The organism is Hymenobacter sediminis, assembly GCF_003231285.1.
Lineage (GTDB): Bacteria > Bacteroidota > Bacteroidia > Cytophagales > Hymenobacteraceae > Hymenobacter > Hymenobacter sediminis.
On record NZ_QKNS01000001.1, the window covers coordinates 1387199 to 1408202 of the forward strand.

At 57.6% G+C, this 21004-nt stretch carries 16 protein-coding genes; 3 read left to right on the forward strand and 13 right to left on the reverse strand.

Features of this window, described 5'->3' with window-relative positions; translation table 11 throughout:
• Positions 1 to 50 precede the first annotated feature (50 nt).
• Both DNI29_RS06025 and DNI29_RS06030 read right to left on the reverse strand, forming a co-directional pair.
• Positions 51 to 1052 carry a hypothetical protein gene (locus DNI29_RS06025; protein ID WP_110977127.1) on the reverse strand — a complete coding sequence of 334 codons (1002 nt, stop codon included), beginning with the start codon at positions 1050 to 1052 and terminating at the stop codon, positions 51 to 53.
• A gap of 31 nt (positions 1053 to 1083) precedes the next feature.
• Entirely contained in the window at positions 1084 to 2022 is a 939-nt protein-coding gene (locus tag DNI29_RS06030; protein ID WP_110977128.1) for a stage II sporulation protein M, read from the reverse strand.
• Between the two features lie 179 nt (positions 2023 to 2201).
• Here DNI29_RS06030 and DNI29_RS06035 point away from each other — a divergent pair, with 179 nt between their 5' ends.
• Positions 2202 to 2933: an RDD family protein gene (locus DNI29_RS06035; RefSeq protein WP_110977129.1), complete on the forward strand. Its 732-nt coding sequence runs from the start codon at positions 2202 to 2204 to the stop codon at positions 2931 to 2933.
• 106 nt (positions 2934 to 3039) lie between these two features.
• On the opposite strand, the gene DNI29_RS06040 is transcribed toward DNI29_RS06035, so the two are convergent.
• On the reverse strand, positions 3040 to 5052 hold the full coding sequence (locus DNI29_RS06040; RefSeq protein ID WP_110977130.1) for a DUF4394 domain-containing protein: 2013 nt from the start codon (positions 5050 to 5052) through the stop codon (positions 3040 to 3042).
• A gap of 262 nt (positions 5053 to 5314) precedes the next feature.
• On the reverse strand, positions 5315 to 6955 hold the full coding sequence (locus DNI29_RS06045; RefSeq protein ID WP_202910386.1) for a bifunctional GNAT family N-acetyltransferase/carbon-nitrogen hydrolase family protein: 1641 nt from the start codon (positions 6953 to 6955) through the stop codon (positions 5315 to 5317).
• Positions 6956 to 7241: 286 nt separating this feature from the next.
• Between DNI29_RS06045 and DNI29_RS06050 the strand changes: the two genes are divergently transcribed.
• Entirely contained in the window at positions 7242 to 7718 is a 477-nt protein-coding gene (locus tag DNI29_RS06050) for a hypothetical protein (protein ID WP_110977132.1), read from the forward strand.
• Positions 7719 to 7857: 139 nt separating this feature from the next.
• Here DNI29_RS06050 and DNI29_RS06055 read toward each other — a convergent pair whose 3' ends face one another.
• From DNI29_RS06055 to DNI29_RS06095, 9 genes are all read right to left on the reverse strand, one after another.
• A complete protein-coding gene (locus DNI29_RS06055; RefSeq protein WP_110977133.1) occupies positions 7858 to 8514 on the reverse strand; it encodes a CoA transferase subunit B in 657 nt (218 codons plus the stop codon).
• A 25-nt stretch (positions 8515 to 8539) separates the two neighbouring features.
• Positions 8540 to 9841: a serine hydrolase domain-containing protein gene (locus tag DNI29_RS06060; RefSeq protein ID WP_110977134.1), complete on the reverse strand. Its 1302-nt coding sequence runs from the start codon at positions 9839 to 9841 to the stop codon at positions 8540 to 8542.
• 90 nt (positions 9842 to 9931) lie between these two features.
• Positions 9932 to 10630 carry a CoA transferase subunit A gene (locus tag DNI29_RS06065; RefSeq protein ID WP_110977313.1) on the reverse strand — a complete coding sequence of 233 codons (699 nt, stop codon included), beginning with the start codon at positions 10628 to 10630 and terminating at the stop codon, positions 9932 to 9934.
• A gap of 145 nt (positions 10631 to 10775) precedes the next feature.
• Positions 10776 to 11720, reverse strand: a complete 945-nt coding sequence (locus DNI29_RS06070; RefSeq protein WP_110977135.1) for a bifunctional riboflavin kinase/FAD synthetase — start codon at positions 11718 to 11720, stop codon at positions 10776 to 10778.
• 55 nt (positions 11721 to 11775) lie between these two features.
• Positions 11776 to 12633 carry a tRNA pseudouridine(55) synthase TruB gene (gene truB / locus DNI29_RS06075; protein WP_110977136.1) on the reverse strand — a complete coding sequence of 286 codons (858 nt, stop codon included), beginning with the start codon at positions 12631 to 12633 and terminating at the stop codon, positions 11776 to 11778.
• Positions 12634 to 12723: 90 nt separating this feature from the next.
• Positions 12724 to 13512 carry an undecaprenyl-diphosphate phosphatase gene (locus tag DNI29_RS06080; protein WP_110977137.1) on the reverse strand — a complete coding sequence of 263 codons (789 nt, stop codon included), beginning with the start codon at positions 13510 to 13512 and terminating at the stop codon, positions 12724 to 12726.
• Between the two features lie 127 nt (positions 13513 to 13639).
• Complete coding sequence (locus DNI29_RS06085) at positions 13640 to 13978, reverse strand: DUF3098 domain-containing protein (protein WP_110977138.1); 339 nt, start codon at positions 13976 to 13978, stop codon at positions 13640 to 13642.
• Between the two features lie 123 nt (positions 13979 to 14101).
• Positions 14102 to 14989 carry a cell division protein FtsX gene (locus DNI29_RS06090; protein ID WP_110977139.1) on the reverse strand — a complete coding sequence of 296 codons (888 nt, stop codon included), beginning with the start codon at positions 14987 to 14989 and terminating at the stop codon, positions 14102 to 14104.
• Positions 14990 to 15080: 91 nt separating this feature from the next.
• The gene (locus DNI29_RS06095; RefSeq protein WP_123823092.1) at positions 15081 to 19667 is read right to left on the reverse strand and encodes a translocation/assembly module TamB domain-containing protein; all 4587 of its coding nucleotides are present in this window, start codon (positions 19665 to 19667) and stop codon (positions 15081 to 15083) included.
• Between the two features lie 276 nt (positions 19668 to 19943).
• Here DNI29_RS06095 and tsaD point away from each other — a divergent pair, with 276 nt between their 5' ends.
• Positions 19944 to 20951 (forward strand): tRNA (adenosine(37)-N6)-threonylcarbamoyltransferase complex transferase subunit TsaD, encoded by a 1008-nt coding sequence (tsaD, locus tag DNI29_RS06100; protein ID WP_110977141.1) that lies wholly within the window; start codon positions 19944 to 19946, stop codon positions 20949 to 20951.
• The last annotated feature ends 53 nt before the right edge of the window (positions 20952 to 21004 follow it).

Here is a 21004-nt window from a genome sequence, read left to right on the forward strand (position 1 = left end):
CACAGAAATCAAGAGACGAAACGGAACGTATAGAGCGTAAAAAAAACCGCTTAGTATTCGCCTTCGTCATCGGGGCGCAGTACCGAGTTGGAGGGCGTGTGCGGCGCGGCTCCGCCCAGGTTCATCACCATCTGGCGCAGCCCGTAGCCTTCTTTCTTCTCCACGAGGTTGAAGTATTGAAACAGAGCTGCCAGCAATGGAATGGGGTAAGTGAGCATAATACCTCCGGAGTACAGGCATTGCGTAATAATACCCACCACATCGGAGCTGAGCACGGGAAGGTGCAGCATTTTGCCAAACATGATGGCGTACTGCGGAATCATGAACAGGATGCTGATCATGCCCTGAATCATGCCTGCCACCAGCACGACCCCGAAGGTGGACCACCACTTGCCCCGAATCAGCGCAAAGCAGCGGGGCAAGGTGTTGACTACCCCCCGCTCTTCCAGAAACAGAACCGGAAAATACAGAGCCAGCGGCACCACCACATAGGCTACCCCAATAAACACAGCGAAAAACAGCAGGGCCGCCCAACTGCCCAGCAGCTGCGCCAGTAGCCCAATAACCATAGTTCCACCGAACATGATGGCCAGGTACAACCCGAAGAAAAACAGGAAGGCCAGGAACACCTTGCCCAAGTGCTGCTTCACTTGTTGCCATACCTGCGAGGGGGTAGGAGCCGCGCCTGTGGGTTCATACAGCACCAGCAGGCGTATATAGCTGTATACCGTGGCCAGCAGTACGGTAAAGGCCAGAAAGCCGCCTATCATTACTAAGCCTATCCCTCCGAAATAACTGCTTGAAAAAGGGAAGCTGGTAGTTCGCATCGTGCCCACTTTGCCAGCTTGAGCAGCGCCCATCAAATCCCAGAGGGGGTTGAACATGAGGCCCATCCCTACCCCAATCAGCAGCGAAATGGGCAGCACAAAGTAAACGATACACTTTCCCAGCGGCTTCCAGTGAGCCCCCAGGAACTCGAACGTGGCCCCGATCTTCTGGCCAAAATCCCGCTCCTGCCGAAATTCAGCTTCCTGGGTAAATTTTTGTTGCATAACGAAACAGTCTGAAAGCAAAGGCGGGTAGTTAGCGGCGGGAAGCCAGCTGCCGCGGATACAGAATGAAGTACCAGATGATAAAGGCGGCAGAAGAGCCGATGATAAGCAGGCTCAGTAGCAGCGGCATTTCGGTATGGCGCGTGACAAAGCCTTCCAGAAAGCCGGCCGTGATGAAGATAGGCACCAGCCCAATGGCCAGCTTGAGGCCGTCGCGGGCGGCTTGGCGGAAAGCTTCGGTGCGGGAATAGGTGCCCGGAAACAGCATACCGCGCGCCATCACCAGCCCCGCCCCGCCGGCCAGCACAATAGCCGAAATTTCCAATGTGCCGTGTATCCAGATGGTGAGGAAGGACGGCAACAGCAGGCCTTTCTGGTAGAAGAAATACTGAAACGAGCCTAACATCACACCATTCCGGAACAGAGCCCAAATGGTGCCCAGCCCGAGGGTGGCCCCCAGCGCATACGCCACCAACGACACGTAAATGTTGTTCATGGTGATGAGCAGAAACATCGGGGTTTCATCGTGGCCCTTGTACACGGCCATGGGGTCGCCGCGCTCAATGTTGGCCAGGGTCTGGTTTACGTAGGCGTCGCCGAGCACTACCCGCACAAACGTGTCATCGTAGGCCGCTGAAAGTGCGCCAATGGCCGTGAACAGCGTAAACAGCACCAGGGACCATGTCAACGGGCCATGGTGCTGGGCTACTAGCAACGGCAGCTCCCGGCGCCAGAAATCAGCAAAACGCCCGGTAGACTCGGGCTTGTTTTTGTACAGTGCCTGGTGCTGGCGCGCAGTCAGGTCGTTGAGGTAGCGGGTGGTTGGCGAGCCGGGGTAGAAGGTTTGCGCGTAGGCCAGGTCATCGGTGAGGGCTACGAAGCGGGCCGCCAGATCCTCGGGGCCGGCAGCGGGCTGCTCATACTGTTTCCAGCGGGCTTCGTTCTGGCGTAGAAATACAGCTTCGCGCATAAAGATGGGGTAGGCAACAGGGGGCCGGGGCGCAGAATAGAAATCGGATAAGCGAGGTCGGAAGTTGAAGCTTCCGGCTGTAATTTGCGCAGCGTCCCGGCTTGCGAAGATTAGCAATTTTTCGGTGCTATGGCGAATACCTCCCCTTACTTATTTATTTCCGCTACCCCCTTTGCACCATGAGTACCATTCGCGTCCAGACCACGCAAAACGTCAGCCTTGAGTATGAAGTAGCCAGTGTTGGCGACCGGGTGCTGGCGGCCATCATTGATAATATTATTCTTTATGCATGGTTCGGGATTGTAGCATTGCTGCTTATCTGGACGGATGCAAACGAATCTGTATTCGTGGTGGTGCTGGGGTTACTGATTGGGATACCCTACATCAGCTATGATCTGCTCTGCGAAGTATTCATGAATGGGCAGAGCTTGGGCAAGAAGGCACGCCACATCAAGGTAATCCGCCTCGATGGCACTCCGCCCCGCTTCGGCGACTATCTGATTCGCTGGATTCTGCGCATTGTGGATACCGGCATCATGAGTGGGCTGGTAGCCGTGGTAGCGGTGCTAGTAAATGGCAAAGGTCAGCGCATTGGCGATATGGCGGCGGGCACGGCCGTGGTGAGCACCCGTCCTCGCCAGGGCGAGGGGGCCCTAGCTCCCGCTTTCACGGAGGCCGGCTATGTAGTAGTATTCCCCGAAGCTAGTCGCCTTGCCGACCACGACGTGGCAACCATCCGGCAGCTGCTGCAAAAAGGCTTGGCAAGTGAAAATTACCTGCTGCTGAATGAGCTAGCCGATAAAGTAAAAAGCATAACTGGCATTAATACCGATTTGCCCGACGAGGCCTTTCTGCGCACCATTCTGCGCGACCATGCCCACCTGGCGGCCCAGGAAAGCCCTTACGCCTAAGACTTTCTAGTATACCCTGAGCTCCATAAAAAAGCCCCCAGCCGCTATGGCCGGGGGCTTTTTTGTGAAGAATGGGGGTAGGCGAAAGTGCCGACCTATTCGTTGTTTATTGCACCACTACACGCTGGGCGCCGGCCGATTGGCCATCAACCAGAAGGCGCAGGAAGTACACGCCAGCCTGGTGTCCGTTCGACTGCCAGTTGAGCGTGTGAGCACCAGCGGTTAAGCTGCCAGCGGCCTTGCGTTCCACGGTGCGGCCTAGAGCATCCGTAAGGATGAGCTCAGCTTGGCCGGCGCGGGGCAGCTGGAAGCTGAGGCGGGTGGCTGCCGTAACAGGGTTCGGGTAGAGTGTAAAACCCGTAGCGACTTCCGCGCGGCGGATACCCGTCGTGACGCCTGCTGCGCTTGCAATGGCAATGTCGCGGACGGTAATGCCGTTGCCGATCATCATAGGAGCCGTAGCGGCACCGGTAGTCAGGTTCAGCGAATAAATGCTGGAGTTAAGGGAGCCGCCCGAGGTAGCTACCAGGTAGGCAGTATTGGTATTTTCAGCCGTGCTGAAGATGTCCATATCAACGTTGGCTCCGGGCGTAACCGTAATTCCCGAAGGACCTACCGTGTTCAGTAGGCCGTCGTTTGGCGGATTCTGGCGAACCAATAAGTTCAGGGCTTCGTCGTAGCCGAAGAGGGTAGTGGTGCGGGTTGTGGTGCTGGCTGGGCCGGGGTAGCTGTTGGTGTAGGCTACGGATCCGATGGCCGGAGTAGCACTCACATTAGCGTCAGTATCGGCGTATTTAATGGTGCCATCCGCTGTAGGAGCCACCGAAAGGTCATTCGGGTTTAGGCGGAAGTTAGCCCGATTTACACCCTCAATCCGGATGCGGTCCGCGCTGGGGTTGAAGTCGAAGGCAATGCTGCCCGCACCCAGCGCCAGGGCCAGTGTGCCGCCCAGCGGGGTTGCTACCCCCGTAGTGGCGTTGATGGTGTACAATTGGCCCGTTTGAGCCGTGGCATCGTAGCCCAGCGCATAGAGGGCATTGTTCAGGGGGCGCACATCCATGCCCACAATCGTCTGGGAAGTTGCTACCCCCGTAATGCCCACCGAAGTACGGATGGTACCCGGCGTGGCCGTGTCAAACGTGAGCAGGTTGGTGCCAGCCAGGGCATAGGCCAGCTGGCCTGTTACGGCCGGCAGGGTAGCCGGGCGGTCAATGGCAACAGCAATATCCGTTAAAGGTGCTATGGTCGCGCCAGCAGTTCTACCTACACGGGTAGCAGTTCCGGTAGCCAGATCCACAGTGTAGAAATCATTGATATAATCCGCTGGGTCAAGGGTAGAGGCCGACAAGTATGCCTGGTTCGTACCCGTAGCAGGATTGAAATATATATCCAGATCGAAACTCTGCGGAAGAACATTGCCCAGCGCTAGAGAGCCAACAGTATTCAAAGTGCCACTATTCGGCGGATCTTGGAAAGTGAGCCGGTTGGCCGCCTCGTCAATATTATACAGCCGGGTGCTAGTTGCCCCAATGTAGCTGTTGGTGTAGGCAACCGCTCCTATAGATGGCGTTTGACCGGCATTGGCATCTGTAGCGGCGTAGGCTAAGTTTCCATCAGTGGCCGCCAGGGCTCCGTTGTTAGGGTTTAGGCGGAAGTTGCTATTGTTTACTCCAGTCACTCGAATCCGGTCCACGGTAGGGTTGAAATCGAAACCTACTCGTATTGGGTAGTCTAAAGGTATAGGAGAAGGAGTATTGCCCAGGTTAAGCGTAAGTGCGCTACCGATAGGGGTTAGTGCCCCACTCGTGGTACTTAGCGTGTATAGCTGTGCCTGAGTGGTGCTGGCGTTATAGCCAAGCGCAAATAGCTCTCCGGTATTAGGCCGTACATCCATACCTACCAGAGTCTGGCCTGTTGCCAAACCGGTAATAGCTACAGTTGAGGTGTAGGTGCCGGGACTGGTGGCTTGAAACGTGACTAGTTTAGGAGCAGCAGTTGAAGTAAGTCCATAAACTGTCTGGGCCTGCGTGGTACCTAGGGTAGCCGCCGACAAGGCCAGTGCGCCCAATAGAAAGCCGCCCCCACGAGCTACCTTCCGGCGAGTAGAATGTGTAAACATGGATGGAGTAAGTAGAATTGGTGAATGAGTGACAGATTAGGGTGATTGACCTATATAGTCTGGAATAGATACGAAGTGGTACAGACTCTGGCTTTGGGCTCGACAGTAATTAATTTGCTTTTAATTCTATCTGATCGGAAAGCCGGTTTTTGGTTCATAAAGACAAAAATCTACACCCTGTTATACGCAAAAACGGCCTGTCAAGCGCTTGACAGGCCGTTGAAGACAATGGTTGCTTTCAATAAAAGCAGAAAGCCAAAAATTAGCCGGCTGCTACTGCTTTGCGGCGGCTGGCACTCTTCTGCACCCGTTCTTCGCCCTGGGCCAGTAGCTCATCGTCGCGTTCTGTTTTCTTCCAGCTGAGCGTGTACAGATCTTTGCGACGGTCGCGGAGGTTCCGTACGGCTCCGCTGGTGTTCAGGTCCTTCAGCAGGTCCAGGTCCAGGTCCGCAATCAGAGTCATCTCCGTGTTGGGGGTAGCCTCAGCCACAATGGCGTCGTGAGGGAAGGCAAAGTCCGAAGGGCTAAACACAGCACTTTGCGAGTATTGAATGTCCATGTTCTCGACGCGGGGTAGGTTGCCCACCGAGCCGGTAATGGCTACGTAGCACTCGTTTTCAATGGCCCGGGCCTGGGCACAGAGGCGCACGCGCTGGTAGGCGTTCTTGGTATCCGTCCAGAACGGCACGAACAGAATCTTCATGCCTTCATCTGACAGCATGCGCGAGAGCTCCGGGAACTCTACGTCGTAGCAGATCAGAATGCCGATTTTGCCGAAGTCTGTATCGAAGCAGCGGAGCTTGTCACCGCCGCGCATGCCCCAGTAGCTGGCCTCGTCGGGGGTTACGTGCAGCTTGTACTGCTCATCCACGGTGCCGTCGCGGCGGCAGAGGTAGCTCACGTTGTAGAGCTTGCCATCATCGTAGAGCGGCATGGAGCCGGCAATAACGTTGATATTATAGCTCACGGCCAACTCCATCATCTTGGTTTTGATGGGCTCAGTGAAGGCCGCCATCGAGCGAATAGCCACCGAAGGCGACTCCTCGTTGGTTAGGGCCATCATAGGCGCGTTGAAGAACTCCGGGAACAGCACGCAGTCGGCCTTGTAGCCCGATACGGTATCCACGAAGAATTCCATTTGCTGGAAGAAGTCGTCGAGGTTTTTGGTGGCGCGCATCTGCCATTGCACAATACCAATGCGCACATTTGACTTCTGGTTGCCAATGAGCTTGCCAGCGTCCTCGTCGTAATACACATTGATCCACTCCAGCAGGGTAGCGTAAGCCTTCGACTCGGAGTCGTAGGGGAGGTAGCCCCGAATAAGCTTCCGAACATAGAAGTCGTTGGAAAGCTGGAAGGTCAGGATGGGGTCAGTGAGTTCTTTGTTACGCACCATCTCCACATACTTACCCGGGGTCATTTCGTTGGCGTAGGCCGCGTAGCCCGGAATACGGCCCCCGGCTACCATGGCGCGTAGGTTCAGGTTTTCGCAGAGCTCCTTGCGAGCATCGTAGAGGCGGCGCCCTAGGCGCAGGCTACGGTACTCAGGGTCCACAAACACGTCAACCCCGTACAGTGTATCGCCATCCGGGTCGTGGGTGTCAAACTTGCCGTTGCCCGTGATTTTGGCGTAGGTGTGCTTGTCACCGAACTTGCTATACTCCACAATAATGGCCAAGGCTGCGGCTACTACCTGCCCATTGTCCTCAATGCAGATCTGGCCCTCTGGAAATTTCTTGATCAGAGCGTTGTACTCATCCTGGGCCCAGGAGCCCTCCATGTTGGAGTACACCTTATCCATAATTTCCTTCACGGCCTTAAAGTCGCCGCGCTTGAGCGTGCGCAGCACCAGTTTGTGGGCCGGAATGGCGGTAGGCGTCAGCAGCTCCGGGGTTTGGGGCATGCCGGGTAAGGTTTGTTTTTTGGCGTGGCTGCTGCCAGCCTTGCCGTTGGAACTCGTTGCCATATACGTCAGAGCAGATTGTCAGGGAAGAAGCGTAAAGATACCGGCCTGTTTATTGGCGCGGCGGTTGTCTTACGGCTGCACAACAACTTTGGTAGCAAAAAGGCTCACTCAAATGAAACAGCATGGTTTATGAGGAAAGAGAGGGGTAGGAAATAGGAGAAGCCTTGGCTTGGTTGAGCCAGCTCCCGTATCCTCATCCGACCGTATCGTCGTACCTTGCCATATGCTACCGCCCGAAGAACGACGTCTGCAAACGCTGGAACGCATCTTGCGTGCCCCGGAGGCATTCCCGCCCACGGCCTGGCTGTGCGCCCCGCCCAATGCCACGGGCTGGGAGCCCGAAACTACTGCCGCGGTGGTCTTGACGGCAGTAGCTGGACAAGCCATACCGGCACCGCCGGGGCTGGTGCGGACCATGTTTATGGATGAGGTGCAATTAGTGATGGAGCGGCTGCTGCGCCAAGTGCCGGGGGCTACCCCCACCTTGCGCGTGAGCATCCTGAGCCGTTACAAAGACTACCATGAGTTTCCGGCGCTAACTGGCCAGCCCGAAACACTAGCCTTCTACCTCGCCGATGCTGTGAAGGCTGGCGGGCTTTCAGCGCCCGACGCCCTCGTTCATTTCCGCCGCTATTTTTCTCATTTCACCCTAGAAGCCGCCAAACACATTATGACCAAGGCGTTTTTGGGGAGTAGATAATTAGGTAGCCGCTAGCTAAGTATATCATCTGAGTATAGCAAAGGCCCTTACTACGCCAGCACGAGCCGTAACAACGACTTGTTTCTGCGTAGTAAGGGCCTTTGCAGCGTTTAGGATGACAGGCGATTTTACATACTGCCTATACCCCGCTCATTTCCGGTACATTGTCGGGAATGACCAGTTTGCCGGCGGTGGCTGCTTTAATCTGCTCCACGGTTACGCCGGGCGCCCGCTCACGCAGCACGAAGCCATCGGGCGTCACATCGAGGACAGCCAACTCAGTTACAATTTTCTTGACGCAGCGCAGGCCGGTAATAGGTAGCGTGCAGGCAGGTAGTAGCTTGCTGGAACCGTCTTTGGCGACGTGCTGCATGGCCACAATAATGTTTTTGGCTGAGGCCACCAGGTCCATAGCACCGCCCATGCCTTTCACCATTTTGCCCGGAATCTTCCAGTTGGCAATGTCACCAGTTTCTGATACTTCCATGGCGCCCAGAATGGTCAGGTCCACGTGCTCCCCCCGAATCATGGCGAAGGAATCGGCGGAGCTGAAGAGGCTGGAGCCGGGTAGGGTAGTCACCGTTTGTTTGCCAGCATTGATGAGGTCGGGGTCCACTTCAGCATCGGTAGGGAAGGGGCCCATGCCCAGCAGCCCGTTTTCGGACTGCAGCTCCACATTGATGCCTTCGGGAATGTAGTTGGCCACCAGCGTCGGGATGCCGATACCGAGGTTGACGTAGGAGTTATTTTCTACTTCTTGCGCGATGCGCCGGGCAATGCCGTGTTTATCTAACATGATGGGTGGGGTAGGGAGGAGCAACTTATTTCACTGCCGCGGCCTGGGGCTCAATTACCGCCTGCCGAACCAAGCGCTTGAACTTGCCGGCCAGGTCGCCGCCGGTAGTGTTGGGGTATTTTTGGGTGTAGAGCAGGGCCACGATTTTCGCCTTCGGGTCAACCCAGTAGGTAGTCCCGAAGATGCCGCCCCACTCGTAAGAGCCTTCGGAAAGGCCGGTTTGCGCGGCGGTTTTGCTGGTAGTCAGGCTAAAGCCCAACCCAAACTTGTTTTCACCTTGATTGACGTCCCCGATTTGATTGGAGGTCATCAGGCGCACGGTGGCAGGTTTGAGCAGCCGTTGTCCGCGGTATTCACCCTCATTGAGCATCATCTGCAGGAACACGGCGTAGTCATCAATAGTAGACGACAGGCCGGCCCCGCCCGAAAAGTACGTGCCCTTGGCCTTGGGGTAATCGGGGCTCATTCTGCCCTGTGGGGCCATCTTCACCGTTTTCTTGCTGGCGTCTTCGGTGTAAAGCACGGCCAGGCGGGGCTGCTTCTCAGCCGGAAGGTAGAAATACGTGTCACGCATGGCCAGGGGCTCAAACAGGCGGGTGCGCAGAAACGCATCGAGCGACTGACCCGACACTACCTCAATTAGGCGGCCCAGCACGTCCACACTCAGGCCGTAGGTGAACTGCTCGCCGGGCTGGTGCATAAGCGGCAGCGGGCCCAGTGCATTCATGGCCTCGGCCAGCGTACCGCCTGGCGTACTAATACCGCTAGGGATACGGGCCTTGGCGTAAATGGCGCGGGCTTCTTTGGTGCCGATGACGGGGTAGCTAATGCCCGACGTGTGGGTGAGCAACTGTCGGATAGTTACCTCGCTGCGGGCCGGAACGGTGGTGTACGTTGAGTCCTGGGCATTGAAAGTAGCCAGCACCCGCGGGTTACGGAAGGCGGGCAGATACTTGGAAATGGGGTCGTCGAGCTGCAGCTTCCCATCATCGTAGAGCATCATTACGCCCACGCTGGTAATGGCCTTGGTTTGGGAGGCTATGCGCAGGATGGCGTTTTCCCGCAGGGGCTTTTTTGTGGCTACGTCATCCATCCCTATTGCCTTGCGGTAAATGATTTTTCCGTTCTGGGCAATTAGGGCAATGGCGCCGGGCACGCGGTTGGCGGCGGTATATTCCTGCAGCAGCTTGTCCAAGGCCGGCAACGGCTTGGGTGCCAGTTGCAGCGTTTGGGCCTTGGCAGTCTGGGCCTTGACCGGCGCTGCAGTTTGGGCCCAGGCGTGGGTGGCGGCGAAACTTAATACAAGCGCGAAAACGGTCTTTTTCATATTCCTGAAACTAGGTTCACCTCGACCCAAGGGGTAGGGATATGCTGGCTTTTTCGGGAGGGCAGCATGGCAGATGCTGCCGGGCAAACCCTAGCCCTGCCGGACCGTGCGCTGCTCAATGCGCTTTTCGTAGTTCTGGCCCTGGTAAATGCGCTGCACAAAAATGCCAGGCGTATGAATCTGGTTGGGGTCTAGCTCGCCGGCTGGTACCAGCTCTTCCACTTCGGCCACCGTGATTTTGCCGGCCGTGGCCATCATAGGGTTGAAGTTGCGGGCGGTGCCTTTGTAGATGAGGTTGCCGGCCGTGTCGCCCTTCCAGGCTTTCACAAAGGCAAAATCGGCGTGCAGGGCGGTTTCCAGCAGGTACATCTTGCCGTTAAACTCCCGGCTTTCTTTGCCTTCGCCTACCTCGGTGCCGTAGCCGGCTGGGGTGTAGAAGGCCGGAATGCCTGCGCCGCCGGCCCGGCACCGCTCGGCCAGGGTGCCCTGCGGAATCAGCTCTACCTCCAGCTCTCCGCTCAGCAGCTGGCGCTCAAACTCGGCGTTTTCGCCCACGTAGCTGGAAATCATCTTGCGCACCTGCTTGGTCTGGAGCAGGCGGCCAATGCCGAAATCATCGACGCCCGCATTGTTGCTGATGCAGGTGAGGCCTCGCACGCCCAGGTGCAAAATTTCCTGGATAGAGTTTTCGGGGATTCCGCACAGGCCGAAGCCGCCCAGCATAAGGGTCATGCCGTCGCGGAGGCCGTGCAAGGCTTCAGCCGGACCGGCCACTACTTTGTTGATCATGGGAAAATGGGTGGTTTGGGGAGCGGCAAGGTAGTAGGTTCTGGCAGCATGTACCAAAAGGGCCAAAACAACGTACCGCCAGCAGCCCCACTTTGTGAGCCACTGGCGGTACTTGGTAAGGAAATGCTGCTTGTATCGGGCGGGCTTATAGAGCCGCCCGCGCCGACTCGGCATCCTGGGCTAGCTGGGCCTTTAGCGCATCGAGGCCGTTGAACTTCTGCTCGTCGCGGAGGCGGGCCACAAATTCTACTTTCAAGTCTTGGTCGTACAGGTCACCTTCGAAGCCAAGCAAGTGTGCTTCCACGGTCTGGTCGAGGCCGCCGGCCACAGTGGGGCGTACTCCAATGTTGAGCATAGCGGGGTAGGTGGTACCCGCAGCGGTGGTAGCGCGCACGGCATACACGCCCCGGGCCGGGATTAATTTCAGCGGCTCAGGGCAGACAATGTTGGCCGTGGGCCAGCCGATGGTGCGGCCTAGCTGCCGGCCTTTCACTACCATGCCCGTGAGAGGGTAGGCATAGCCCAGGTAACGGTTAGCCGTCTGCACGTCGCCGGCTTCCAGAGCCCGCCGGATGCGGGTGCTGCTCACGCCCACCGCGTCCACGTCTTCGCGCGGAATTTCCTCCACGCTCATGCCATAACGGCCCGAGTGCTGGCTGAGGTAGTCGAAGCCGCCCTCCCGGTTCTTGCCAAACCGGTGGTCGTAGCCGATAACCAGGGTGCGGGTGCCTACGGTGCGCAGCAGAATGTTCTGGATGTATTCCTCCGAAGTCCAGGCCGCAAACTCACGGGTAAACGGAATAGTCAGCAGGTAATCGACCCCCATTTCTGCAAGCTTGGCAGTGCGCTCTTCCAAGGTGTTGAGCAGGTGCAGATCCAGCGGCTCGGGGTGGGTAGGCGGGGGGGCCAGCACCAGGCGCGGGTGAGGCCAGTAGGTAATAACGACGGTGGGGCCGCCGGTGTGCCGGCCCACTTCGCGCAGGCGCCGCAGAATCTGCTGGTGCCCTACATGAACCCCGTCGAAGGTGCCGCTGGTAACCACGGCATTGCCAAGGTGCGGAAACTGCGTGGGGTCCTGAATGATGTGCATCAGCGGTGAGATGGTGATAGTGAGTGGTACTGCGCTAGAGTGTACTGCCCGGAGCCTATTGAGGTTCTTCGCCGGCGGGAGGGGTAGGGGTAGCGTGGGTAGCGTTGAAGTAGTCGAGGCCAGTTCGGCGCTCCGGTTGGCGCTGCCGCCGCGGGCGTTCCGGCCGCTCGGCTTCCCCGGCCGGGCGCGGCGGCCGCAGGGCCTGGATGGCTTCCATGGTCAGGGCATCGGTGAGGCTATACTGCCCGATGCGGGTGCGCACCAGCTTGGTTAGGTGGGCGCCTACCCCCAGCGTCGCCCCAAAGTCGCGGGCCAGGCTGCGGATGTAGGTACCCTTGGAGCACGTCACCCGGAAATCAACCTCCGGCAGGGCAATGCGCGTCAGCTCAAACTCCCGGATGGTAATCTGCTTGCTCTTGATTTCGGCCTCGCCGCCGCGGCGCGCTACCTCATAAGCCCGTTCGCCGTTCACCTTCACCGCCGAAAATAGAGGCGGCGTTTGCTCAATCAGGCCGATGAAAGGCAGCAGGGCGGCGCGGAGTTGCTCTTCCGTCAGGTGCTCGTAGGGCAGCTCCTGGTCCACGGGGGTTTCCAAGTCGAAGCTGGGGGTAGTCTGGCCGAGGCGGAAGGTGCCGGTGTACTCTTTCTCCTGGGCCTGAATCTGGTCGATTTCCTTGGTTTTCTTGCCCGTGCACAAAATCAGTAGGCCCGTAGCCAGGGGGTCGAGGGTGCCCGCGTGCCCGATTTTCTTGATGCGCAGCGTGTTCTTCACCTTGCGCACTACATCGAACGATGACCAGGTTAAGGGTTTATCAACCAGCAAAACTTCGCCGGCTTCAAAGTCGAAAGCAGAAAGTGCAGGAAGTGCGGCTTCGGAAGGCAGCGCAGCGGAAGATTGTTCGGGGTGTTCCATAAGCAAGAGGGGGTAGGGGCCGGGCCCGAATACCCATCAACAACCGGAAGGCAGATAAATCAGCGGCTTCTGGCAACTAAAAAGCGGCAATTAGATAATCTGAAGCGGGATGCCCAGGGCCAGCATCAGCAGAATAACGGCGCCTACCACGATGCGGTAGAGGCCAAAGGCCCGGAAGCCAAAGCGCGACACAAAATCAACAAACGACTTGACGGCCAGCAGCCCCACGATGAAGGCCACCACATTACCAAACAGCAACAGCTTGATGTCCTCGGCGCCCGGCGCACTTACCTTGAAGGTTTTATAGAGCTGATACGCCGTGATGACGAACATGGTGGGCACCGCCAGCAGAAACGAAAAGTCGGCGGCGGAGCGACGGTCGAATCCCTGGGCCAGGCCTCCCACAATGGTAGCGGCGGAGCGCGACACGCCTGGTATCAGGGCAATGCACTGAAACAAACCAATCCGGATGGCTTGCCCAAAGTTGGGCGTTGTTACCTGCTTCCGCTCCCCGGTAAACAGCCTGTCCACGAACAGCAGCACAATACCACCTACTACCAACGCCCAGGCCACCACCGACACATCTTTCAGCAGGGCTTCAATGACGTCTTTCAACAAAAAACCCAGGATGCCGAATGGAATAAACGCCGCCGCCAGCTTCAGGTAAAAGTCAAAGCTCTGTAAGAAGCGCCGCCAGTACAGCACCACTACCGAGAGGATAGCACCGAATTGAATGGAGGTAATAAACGTATCGGTGAAGGGCAACTGACCAATACCGAGCAGGTTGGCAACGATAATCATGTGCCCCGTGCTAGAAACGGGCAGAAATTCGGTCAGGCCTTCAACAATAGCCAGCAGCAGCGCGTGCCAGTAGGACATAGCTTGGGAATTAGGGCCTTATGACCTGAGAGGGGTAGGTACGTATTCTACATCCGGCGTACACGGCGGTACGCGGGAGCATTAGCCAGGGCCCTACCCCCCACTCAGGCCATAAGGCCCAAAGAAATTAACGCTTATAAGTAGGAGCCTGCGGGGTAGCTACCGGCGGTGCAACCGGAGCCGATGGCGCGGCGGGGGTAGGCTGAGAGGGTACCGTGCTGGTTGTGGTGGTATCGTGGGCGATGGGCGCGGACGTGCCAGGGCGCGTCATGATGGCCCAGAACTCAATCAGGAACCCAATGGCCAGCAAAATCGGCCCAAGGGTAATACCCAGAAACCCTTCCCCGTAATCTTCCGAGTCCAGGGTCATCGTGATAAAGCCCGCGGCCAGCACCGCCAGCCCAATAAACATCAGCCGGTAGTTGCGCGGCCCGAAAGCAAAGCGAGGAGTTGTATTCGGTTCCATGAGGGCAAAGGTAGGGAATGTGAAATGGGGATATAGTGAATTAGTGAACAGGTGAGGTCGACGTTTCAAGTGCGCAGGTAGCGCCAGCTGAACGTTAGGCCTGCCTATTCTCTATTTCCTTACTTAATAAAGTTCGTCTAGTGACATACCAGTGTATTTGCGCACCGCCCGCCAAGAGCTCAGAAAGCCAATGCCCATACCCAACACAACGAGGGCAGCTACCAGGGCGCCAATCAGGCGTTCGTCGCGGAAGAGGCGCAGCTCCTCCAGCTGTAGGTAGGCGTATTGAAGCAGCGCCAGCAGCAGTAGCCCGGCCAGAATTCCGCTCACCAAGCCCTGCCACACAGCGCGCCGCAAGAATGGCCATTGAATGAAAGAAGAGGTAGCGCCCACCAGCTGCATGCTCCGGATCAGGAAGCGCTGGGAAAACAAAGCCAGCTTAATGGTATTGTTGATAAGCACCACCACCACAAACGTGAGTACCGCCGCAAAACCGAGCAGCACCAAGCCCACGTTGCGTAGGTTTTCATTCACGGAGGTAATCAGGCTCTCCACGTACTCCACCTCAAACACACCCGGCTCCTGTTTCAGCTCTTGCTTGATGCGGGCTAGGTTCTTGGCGTCGGCAAAGTCGGCGTTGATTTTTAGGAGGTAGGCGTCGCGCAGGGGGTTGTCGCCCAGGAATTGCTGGAAGTCTTCGCCGGTCTGGTCAATGAGCTGCTTGGCCCCTTCCTCTTTGGAAAGGAAGCGCACCTGGGGCTTTTGGTCTTTTATAGCAATGTAAGGCTTGCGCGAAAAGTCCTGCTGCAGGCGTAGCAACTGCGTTTCGGGCAGGCCACGCTCCAGGTACACCTGCATTTCCAGGTTTTCCTTTACCAGCGTCGAAATCTTGTGGGCATGAATCAGCAGCAGCCCGAACAAGCCAATGACCAGCAGCGCCAGCGTAATGCTAAACACTACCATGGTGTGGGGGTAGCTGCCCAGCTTCTTCTTTCGGGTTGGTCGATTCATGGATCAGGGTAGAGTTGTGAAGAGTGAAATCGTGAACATGGGTAAAGGGCGACTTGTGTCTTGCACAACTTCACGCCTTCCAATTTCACCTTTACATCACGGTTCTTGGGTCGTCGTCGATTTGTAGTTCGCGGGCTTTGCGGGCGTTCTGGTCGCGGCGGCGGAGGCGCTTGCGGGCAAATAGCTCCCGAAACGAGTCGAACTGCTCGGTGTGCAGCAGCGACACACCCGCGCGGGCCTGGTTTACCTGGCTCAGGCCGGTCAGGTCGCGGGGGGTAGTCTCGTAGCGGAGTTTGGCCCGGAACTTCCCGTCGGGGCGCAGGTAGTACTCCAGGCTCAGGTCACCGATCAGGGAGTTCTGGGCGTTGCCTACCGGTGGTGGGCCACCTGGTACCCCGGTGCTCGTATTGCTCCCGATACTACCCTCCCTCGTAATGCGTAGGCGGCCGTTCAGGAAGGAGTAGCTTAGGCGGAGTTGCAGGGCCTGCAGGTCGTCGGCAGTCAACCCGTTCAGGTTAAAGCTGATTTCCAGGTTGGGGTCAATCTGCGAAGTCAGCAAACCTAACTGCGTCGATATAATTTGCCCTAAGCTGTTACCTAGGGCGTTGTTGCCGCCTTCCAGCCGGGCGACGGCCAGAGAGCCGACCGGGGTCAGCTGCCGGAATACGACCAGGCTGAACACCTGCCGGTTTAGTTCCTGCTCGTCGTTGCGAATGGCCGAGAAAAACGGAGCCAGGTCGCCTTCCAACGATGACGGAATATCATTGAATTCCAGGTTGAGCCTAATAATAGGCTGGAGCAGCGGACCCGTCAGGTTCATCACGGCCGTTACTGGCACTACTGCCGCGTTAGTAGGGCCTTCTCCGGTATTGAAGATGATAGGAGCGAGGGAGGTGCGCTGGGTATAGGTGGCCGACACGTTCAACTCGCCGGCTAGCGGGTCGCCGTTCCAGGCGATAGTGCCACCAGGTCGCACTACAAATTCCTTGTTTACCAGGCCTTGCAGCGTAAAATTGTAGGCTCCGCGCACAATCTCTACCTGCCCGTACATGTTGAAGTCGCCGCGGGTGTCAATGTTGAGGCGCAGCTGGCCGGTAGCCGTACCCCGAATAATGTCGCCGGTGCTTTCATCGAGCAGCAGCTCCACGTAGGCATCCGGGGTAATGTCGAGGTTCATGTTCAGCCGGATGCCTGACAAGTCGGTGGTGCCTGCTACCTCTATGGCCTTGGTGCGGGCTGTGTCTGGCAGGTTGCGGTTCACAAACTTGATGTAGCTGGCCTGCTCGGCCTTTGCGGCGTTGTCGAAGGGTAGGGATACCCGGGTGCCGGCCTCGCTACGGGCCGTAACGTTCATAAACAGGTTATCAGCATCGCCGCGCACCGTGGCCGTGCCCGTGGCATAAGCCTGTCCGAAATACAGCTCGTTGTCTTTGCGGGTGGTGTTGAGTACGTGCAGTTTTCGGAAGGACGCATTCAGGTCCAGACGCATATCCTGGAAGCCTCGCTCGAAAATATTGCCGTTTATTACCCCCGTATTACCCTGCGGGTCGCGCACAGTAATGTTCTGCAGGGCAATGCGGTCCTCCAGAAACCGGATTCGGTCGGCAAAGGTGTAGGTAGTGCCTAAGTAGATAAAGGTGAGCTGCCCGTCCGTCACGTCGATGTTGCCGGTGAGCACGGGTGCCGAGAGCTTGCCGGTGAGGCGTAGCGTCCCAACCCCCGTGCCCTGCAAGTCGCGGAACAGGGTGTTTAGGAAGGGCTCGGCCAGCTTGATGGGTGCGTTATCGAGCACGCCGGTGAGGTTGAGCTGCTGGGTTTCAGCGCTAGGGGTGTAAGTGCCCGTTACCGTCAGGGCACGTTGCTGGTCCCGTTCTACGTCCAGGTTCACCGCCAAGCGCTTGGCCGCGTTGTCCCAGTCGCCGCGACCCTGCACGTTGCCGATCAGCACCTTGTCCATCTGTAGCGAATCAACCTGCAGCGTTGAGTTGATAACCAGCGCCCCATACACGCCGCTGATAGTCCCAAGAGCATTTACCCGACCCGCAAACTTTTGCCCGCCGGTCAGGCCGTTAAGCGTGGAAAGCTCGAAGTCCTTGACGGTGAGAGCCAGAGGTTTGTTGGGGTTTTCGGAAAGAAAGCCCTGGGCACTAATGCTTTGCGTGCCATTGCTCAGGGTTACATTCTGAAAGTCAAACTCCTTGCCACCCCCAGAAATGAGCAGGGAGTTATCCGGGGCAATGGCCCATTCCCGGCCCAGCACATTCACCCCCGATTGGCGGAAGGTGATTTTCACGGCATCATCCAGGAAGGCGAGGGCTCCGTTAATCTGGGCTTTGTTGGTGGTGCCCGTCTGGGCCAGGGAGGTAGAGAAGTTGATGCGCTCTTGGTCCCATACGCCTTCCACGTAGAATTTCTCGGTAGCTCCCAGCCCCGGCACGCGCTGCCGGGCCGAGGTAATGCTGGTCTGGGCTAGTACCTCGGGCTGATAGGGAAGCTTCGAAGTTGTCAGGTCGAAGTCACTGTCGGCCAGTTGCAGGCTGTCGTAGCGGAACTCGTTGATGTGTCCCCCTAGCTGAAAAAACGAGGTTTGCCCGTTACGGAAGCTACCGTCGATGCGCGTGGAGTCGGAAATGGACAGCTGGGGCATGAACAGGCGCAACACGGGGTTCGGCCTTTTCAGGTAGAGGTTAAGCGCAATCTGGTATTCAGGCAGGGGGCGCTGACGCTTGCGGCGGTAATAGTCGGCAATGGTGGCGTCATTGCTCTGGAAATTAAGGCGGTACTCTTTCACCAGCGTCGTCACGTCGCGGATAACGGTGGTCGGGGTAAAGCTACCGGCCAAATCTAGGTTCAGCACTTCCGAGCGCACCGTCAGGCGGCGCTGCCCCCCTCCGTAGCGGCTGATAACGTCCAGGGTATCAATAGGCACGGTGCGGCCGTCGTAGCCCAGGCGCGAGTTGCGCAGGCGTACGTACCCGAGCAGGTTGTCCAGCTTCAGGCCCGAAAACTTGACGTCGGCGGTAGTGGCCACCGTGACGCTCTGGCTGGTGAGGCCCAGGGCGCGCAGGTCGGCGCGGCGCACGCGGGCGCGCAGGTCAAAAGCCTGCGTTGCTTTGTTTAAGTCAATGGTGCCATCGGCGTCAAACTGCAGGCTGGGGTCGTTGGCGGCCACCGTACCGGTAAACGACTCGCGGCTGAACTTGCCGTTGGTGGTGATGTTGCGGTAGCGGTAGCCGTTCAGCCAGATACTTTGCACTGTGGCGTTAGCCGTGAGGCGGGCTGTGCTCAGGTCGAAGCCGACGCCGGCTACCTTGCCGTTCATGGTCACATCGCGCACCACGCTTTCATTGCCCAGCAGTCGGCCCAATTGAAATCCGGTAGTACGCACCTGCCCCTCGTAGCTGGAGTAGCGCGGGTCGGTCTTAAACTTCAGGTTGACGTCGGATACTACAGAACCCAACGCCGTTTGAAACGAGCCGTTGGCTACAAAGTCGTTGTAGAAGCCCAGAAATTGGCCTTTGAGTTTTACTACCCCCAGGCGTTGTACGTAGGGCCAGCCCGAGGCCGGAATGTAGCGCCGGATGTCGCGCCCATCAATTATGGAAGGCTGCAGGCGCATCTCCACGAAGCTCTCCTTTATATTAGGCAGACCTTCCACGTTGATATCCCCTTTCACCCGCGAGTTGCGGCCGTACTGAATATCCAGGTTTTTGGTGGTGAAGTTGCGGACGTAGCCTTTCGCTTGCCCCGAAATCAGGACGGTCTCCTTTAGCTCGCGCATAAACTTCTGCGGCGCGAACTTGGCAATATCGTCGGAGTTAACACGACTGGGTTGGAGCCGGGCAATTACTTTTACCGAGTCGTTGAAATCGGTGAAGTTGAGGAAATGGTCGTACTCAAAGCGGATGTAGTTGCTGAGTTGGCTGTTCTGCACCCGCAGCATCAGCTTGTCAAACTCCCAGAACTTGCCGGCATAGGTCATGTCGGAAGTCAGCTCCCGCAGGCGCGTGCCGGAGGGTGTATCCACGGTACGCAGCCCTTTAATATTGGCGTGGATCGTGTCGCCTTTAAACCACAGCTGGTCGGCATCAGCGTAGATGCTATCCAGATACATGTGGGCATAATCCATCGAGAGGCCGTATTCCGGGATGCGCGGAACATCCTGGCGCTCCAGCACAAAGCGGCCGTTGCGCAGGCCAATGGCTTCAATCTTAAAGTCGAAGGGCTTGCTGACTTTGGTGGTATCCGAGGGGCCCAGCAAGCGCTTGACGGAGCTGATGAACTGGGTGAGGGTAGTGGAATCGGGCTGGTCCTTGTAGGTAACCAAATTAAAGCGCGGCTCTTCCAGCGTAAGCTTGCCTACATGCAAGTGGCTAGGGTCGAAGACCGTGAACAACCGGATATCCGCGTCGGCCCGCCCGATATTGAACAACTCATTACCGCGCCGATCGAGTACCCGCACCCCCTCCAGCAGCACCCGGGAGAAGGGGCGTATATCCACTCGGCCTACCAATACTTTCTGCCCCAGCTTGTCGGTGAGGATGCTGGCGGCGCGCTGGGCCAGATCAGTCTGCACGCTCGGAATGCGCAGGGCTACCAGTGCACCTACCACCGCCAGAATCACCAGCAGGAGCAGGGCAAACAGAACCTTAAGCGTTACGGACAGAAAACGAGGCACAGACGGCAGAAACAAAGGACGCAACAGGCAGCCCGAAGCAAAGATACAGGGTTGGCCCCGACCGTTGCCTGGCAAATAAGCCCGGCAGAAAAACGTTACGGGCCGCGCCAGGGTTAGTTGAAAACGCAGCCGGTGGCAATCTGGTGTTTTGCCCCGACCTTTGCGGCTGTTTTTATAGAACCCCGGAGTTATAAGTTGGGAGCGAGAATGTATACATTCTGTTTCCTCTTACTCCCGCTCCTGACCTCTAGCTCCTAACTCCTAGCTGCTCAAAAGATGAATCCCGTCATTCTCGCCATTGAATCTTCCTGCGACGATACCTCGGCCGCCGTTATGGTGGGCGGTGAAATTCGCTCAAACGTGGTAGCTACCCAGCAGGTACACGAACAATATGGAGGGGTAGTACCTGAACTAGCCTCGCGCGCCCACCAGCAGCACCTGATTCCGGTGGTGGAGGCGGCGCTGCAGAAGGCTGGCATCACCAAACAAGAGCTCGATGTAGTAGCGTTTACCCAGGGGCCAGGGTTGTTAGGCTCCTTGCTGGTAGGGGGCATGTTTGCCAAAACCCTGGCTCTGGCACTGGGTAAGCCACTCATTGCCGTAAACCACATGCGGGCCCACATTTTGGCACACTTTATTGAGGCGCCACGGCCCGTATTTCCGTTTCTGTGCCTGACGGTAAGCGGTGGCCACACCCAGCTGGTGGTAGTGCGCAGCGCACTGGATATGGAAATTATTGGCCAGACCATTGACGATGCGGCTGGTGAAGCCTTCGACAAAACGGCCAAGCTACTCGGGCTACCTTATCCCGGCGGCCCCCACCTCGATAAGCTGGCCCGCCAGGGCAATCCTACCCGGTTCCAGTTCCCGGTAGGGGCCATGCCCGGCTATGATTTCTCATTCAGCGGTCTGAAAACGGCGGTGCTCTACTTTCTCAAGAAAGAAACGGCCCAAAACCCCAACTTCGTGCAGGAAAACCTGGCCGACCTCTGCGCCAGCATTCAGCATACTATTATCCAGACGCTGCTGCGCCAGTTGCGCCGCGCCGCCCACGACCAAGGCCTTACCCAGATTGCTTTGGCCGGCGGGGTAGCGGCCAACAGCGGCCTGCGCCAAGCCTTACAGGAGGAGGCCGATACCCAAGGCTGGCAGGTATTTATTCCGGCCTTTCAGTATTGCACCGACAACGCCGGGATGGTGGCCATGACAGCTCAGTTTCAGTACGAGGCCGGCGACTTTGCCGACCAGTTCGTCAGCTCCGATCCGCGCCTGAAGCTGGGGTAGCCACCCAAGCCCGCTTTCCTACCCCCTGACTTTTCCCCGAACCTATTTCGCAA

What these genes read in the sequence shown, in the direction of transcription:
- DNI29_RS06080 (WP_110977137.1), bottom strand. Translation starts at nt 13,512, where the DNA reads ATGTCCTACTGGCACGCGCTGCTGCTGGCTATTGTTGAAGGCCTGACC.
- DNI29_RS06025 (WP_110977127.1), bottom strand. Translation starts at nt 1,052, where the DNA reads ATGCAACAAAAATTTACCCAGGAAGCTGAATTTCGGCAGGAGCGGGAT.
- DNI29_RS06030 (WP_110977128.1), bottom strand. Translation starts at nt 2,022, where the DNA reads ATGCGCGAAGCTGTATTTCTACGCCAGAACGAAGCCCGCTGGAAACAG.
- DNI29_RS06065 (WP_110977313.1), bottom strand. Translation starts at nt 10,630, where the DNA reads ATGATCAACAAAGTAGTGGCCGGTCCGGCTGAAGCCTTGCACGGCCTC.
- DNI29_RS06085 (WP_110977138.1), bottom strand. Translation starts at nt 13,978, where the DNA reads ATGGAACCGAATACAACTCCTCGCTTTGCTTTCGGGCCGCGCAACTAC.
- DNI29_RS06055 (WP_110977133.1), bottom strand. Translation starts at nt 8,514, where the DNA reads ATGTTAGATAAACACGGCATTGCCCGGCGCATCGCGCAAGAAGTAGAA.
- DNI29_RS06035 (WP_110977129.1), top strand. Translation starts at nt 2,202, where the DNA reads ATGAGTACCATTCGCGTCCAGACCACGCAAAACGTCAGCCTTGAGTAT.
- DNI29_RS06090 (WP_110977139.1), bottom strand. Translation starts at nt 14,989, where the DNA reads ATGAATCGACCAACCCGAAAGAAGAAGCTGGGCAGCTACCCCCACACC.
- tsaD (WP_110977141.1), top strand. Translation starts at nt 19,944, where the DNA reads ATGAATCCCGTCATTCTCGCCATTGAATCTTCCTGCGACGATACCTCG.
- truB (WP_110977136.1), bottom strand. Translation starts at nt 12,633, where the DNA reads ATGGAACACCCCGAACAATCTTCCGCTGCGCTGCCTTCCGAAGCCGCA.
- DNI29_RS06050 (WP_110977132.1), top strand. Translation starts at nt 7,242, where the DNA reads ATGCTACCGCCCGAAGAACGACGTCTGCAAACGCTGGAACGCATCTTG.
- DNI29_RS06045 (WP_202910386.1), bottom strand. Translation starts at nt 6,955, where the DNA reads ATGCCCCAAACCCCGGAGCTGCTGACGCCTACCGCCATTCCGGCCCAC.
- DNI29_RS06070 (WP_110977135.1), bottom strand. Translation starts at nt 11,720, where the DNA reads ATGCACATCATTCAGGACCCCACGCAGTTTCCGCACCTTGGCAATGCC.
- DNI29_RS06060 (WP_110977134.1), bottom strand. Translation starts at nt 9,841, where the DNA reads ATGAAAAAGACCGTTTTCGCGCTTGTATTAAGTTTCGCCGCCACCCAC.
- DNI29_RS06040 (WP_110977130.1), bottom strand. Translation starts at nt 5,052, where the DNA reads ATGTTTACACATTCTACTCGCCGGAAGGTAGCTCGTGGGGGCGGCTTT.